Source organism: Treponema sp. (assembly GCF_017430385.1).
Classification (GTDB): Bacteria; Spirochaetota; Spirochaetia; order Treponematales; family Treponemataceae; genus Treponema_D.
This window is the reverse complement of sequence record NZ_JAFRNB010000144.1, coordinates 1-2,960: the sequence shown is the minus strand read 5'-3', so window position 1 is coordinate 2,960 and position 2,960 is coordinate 1. Positions and strand designations below refer to the sequence as shown.

The 2,960-nt window shown below is 40.9% G+C and carries 3 protein-coding genes; 1 reads left to right on the top strand and 2 read right to left on the bottom strand.

Going from position 1 to position 2,960, the window contains the following annotated elements; translation table 11 throughout:
* Together IJJ71_RS11450 and IJJ71_RS11445 are read right to left on the bottom strand one after the other, a co-directional pair.
* Nucleotides 1-485 (bottom strand): epoxyqueuosine reductase QueH (locus IJJ71_RS11450; protein WP_296847162.1); only part of this gene is annotated, 485 nt, incomplete at its 3' end.
* A gap of 17 nt (nt 486-502) precedes the next feature.
* On the bottom strand, nt 503-1,174 hold the full coding sequence (locus IJJ71_RS11445) for a TetR/AcrR family transcriptional regulator (protein ID WP_296847160.1): 672 nt from the start codon (nt 1,172-1,174) through the stop codon (nt 503-505).
* A gap of 210 nt (nt 1,175-1,384) precedes the next feature.
* Between IJJ71_RS11445 and IJJ71_RS11440 the strand changes: the two genes are divergently transcribed.
* A complete protein-coding gene (locus IJJ71_RS11440; RefSeq protein ID WP_296847158.1) occupies nt 1,385-2,476 on the top strand; it encodes an IS110 family RNA-guided transposase in 1,092 nt (363 codons plus the stop codon).
* Nucleotides 2,477-2,960: the final 484 nt, after the last annotated feature.

Genomic DNA, 2,960 nt, shown 5'->3' with positions numbered 1-2,960 from the left:
TTTTCCGCATCCTTAAAAGGACTGATGGAAAGCGTCGTACAGAAATAATCAAAGTTGTGGGCAGACGCGTAAGCATAAGCGCGGCGTAAACGAAGCTGGTAGCAGCGGCGGCAGCGCTCACCTTTTTCAGGCTCCCTGGCAAGCTCAGGTTCTTTATCAGTTCCGACAGCCGCATAAAATTCCGCCGGTTTGTAGGAGTCCTTTACAATTTTAACCTTAGCATCCACAGCAGGCGTAAATCTCGGCAAAAAATCTTCAAGTTCGCCCAGGCGCCGCCTGTATTCTTCTTCCGGATAAATGTTGGGATTATAGTACAAAATCGTAATTTCAAAGTATTTTGCCAGATATTCCAGCACATAAGATGAACAGGGAGCGCAGCAGGCATGCAGCAAAAGTGACGGTTTTTTGCCATTTTTTGAAGAATTTTCATCAAAATTTGTGAGAATTTCGTCTAATTTTCGCTGAAAAATCGATTTTCTAACCATTTTCTGCTGTTTTTTTACTATAAATCCAGGAAATTTTTCAAAATTATTTCACAACTTTTCTGGATTTTATTCAATGCCTGATCATCGGTAGGAAGGGCAAAAAGGCTTCCCGCACCGCTTTCCGGATTCTGGCGGACAGTTTCCTTGCGGTTTGCAATATAAAAATCACGACTCTGAATTAAATATGAAGATAAAATATTGGCTACATCAGCAATTTCACGCTCATTCTTCTGTTTAATCTTTCCAACCGCGCAAAAAGCTTCAATTATTTTATAAATATCATCATAAATACGCTGATTTTCCTTTCGCACAATTTCCAGCGCCTTAATATTAAAATACTGCTCGGTACGCACAAAACTGTACATTTCAAAAAGCGGTTCGTTTTCAAAAAGATTAAAAAAGCGGGCAATCAGTTTTTTTATCAATGTGAGAGGAGAAGTTTTATTTTTTATGATTGTATCAAGAGTCCCTTCTGTAGCAAATCCAACCTTGGCAATTTCAGAAGCACAGAATTCAAGAGTGGCTTCGTACATTGCATCACGGCTTTCAAAATGATTATAAAGTGAGGCTTTTTTTATACCTAGGATTTCGCTGATATCAGAAAGTGAAGTTGCTCCGGGACTTTTTTCAAAGGCCGAAGCAATAAATGATTGTATGATTTTTTCCTGGGAGATATTCTTTTTGCTCATATGTAGAGTATCGGAAACTAACGGTTATTAGTTTAGTCCAACCCTTAAACTTTAGCCGTATGGCTAAAGTTCAAACAATGGTTACGAAGGTCCGGAAGTTGGAAGTCAGATTACGACCATTGAAAATCATTAAGGCCCCAGGTTTATCGTGCTAAGATAGATAAGTCCATCAGGGCACAATATCCTAATTAATTCGTAAGGGGGACCTTAATGAGATTCTATAAGAACCAGCATCAATTTTACATTGGAATAGACCTTCACGCAAGAACGATGTACATCTGTGTTATCAACAACATCGGTGAAACTGTATTCCACAAAAACATGGAATGTTCCAGAGATAATCTGGAGCTTGTGACCAATACTTTTGGAAAGGACATTGTAGTCGGCGTTGAATGCATCTTCACCTGGTACTGGGTTGCAGATTTCTGTGCGGAACAGGGAATTGATTTTGCACTGGGACATGCCTATTACATGAAGTCAATTCACGGAGGAAAAACGAAGAGTGACAAAATAGATTCAGAGAAAATTGCAAACCTGCTTCGCGGAGGTATGTTCCCGATTGCATATGCATATCCAAAAGCAAAGCGTGCAGTTCGCGACCTGCTCAGAAGACGTCTCTTCTTTGTCAGACAGCGCGCCGAACTTTCCGTTCATCTGCAAAATACAAATCATCAGTACAATATAAACGAACCTCTGACATCTTCCCGAATGAGGAGTGAAGTTTACAGAAATACGATTCCTCAGAAATTCAATAATCCGGCGACACTCAAAATGGTGAATGCAGATCTTGCCATGTTCCAGGCTTACCATGACATAATCACAAAACTTGAGTTTCAGATTGAGGACAGCATGGAAGTGCAGGATCCTGTTTCGTACAGCATTATCAATTCAGTTCCGGGCCTCGGATTTATCCTCTCACTTACAATCCTTTACGAGATAGATGACATCCATCGTTTTTCAGATGTCGGTAAGTTTATCTCTTACTGCCGCCTTGTAAAGTGTTCCCATGAGTCTGCCGGCAAGAAGGAAAAAGGCGGCCATAATAAAATCGGAAACGTGCATCTCAAATGGGCATTCTCAGAAGGGGCAGTTCTCTTTCTCCGTAATAATGAACGTGGCCAGAGGTGGCATGATAAGCTTGTGCAGCGGTATGGAAAAGCAAAAGCCATGAGCATCATTGCACAGAAACTCGGGCGTACGGTTTATTACATGCTCAAGCGAAGAGAGGCTTTTAATCCCGATAAGTTTTATGGGGATAAGAAAATTGAAAATAAGGACAGTGGCGGCGAGCTTCTCGCATAACTGAAGCGGATACGGCGGGACTTTTGAAAAATGAAGATTATATGCGGCTTAGACCGCCTCTCATTCTTTCTGTCCCGGATGCCGTGACTTCGTAACTTTTGAATAGACGCTGCCACTGCGCCTTTTTTTATATTCTGTTTTTGTTGAAAATAAATAAGCGGACTGTCCCTGCCTTGACCTGCCCATATAACTATCGGCATCGTATGATGACCATCTTATTTTTGCTTCAGGCTTGGCATGGGTACCGGTGAAATTCTTCGTGCCGTAAATCTGTTTTTTCAGGTTTGACGTGACCGACTATATGTGTTTGATTCAGGACGCTTTTCCTGGAATCTTTTTCTGAATTGCGATTCAGGCTTTGCTTTTTTATTTTGAACGGAAGCTCCATTTTTCTCAAAAAAAGAAGACTGCCTGAAAAAGACAGCCTTAAGTGATTATTTTTTGAGGATTCTTATTGACAAGCTGGGGCCTTATATGTGTTATG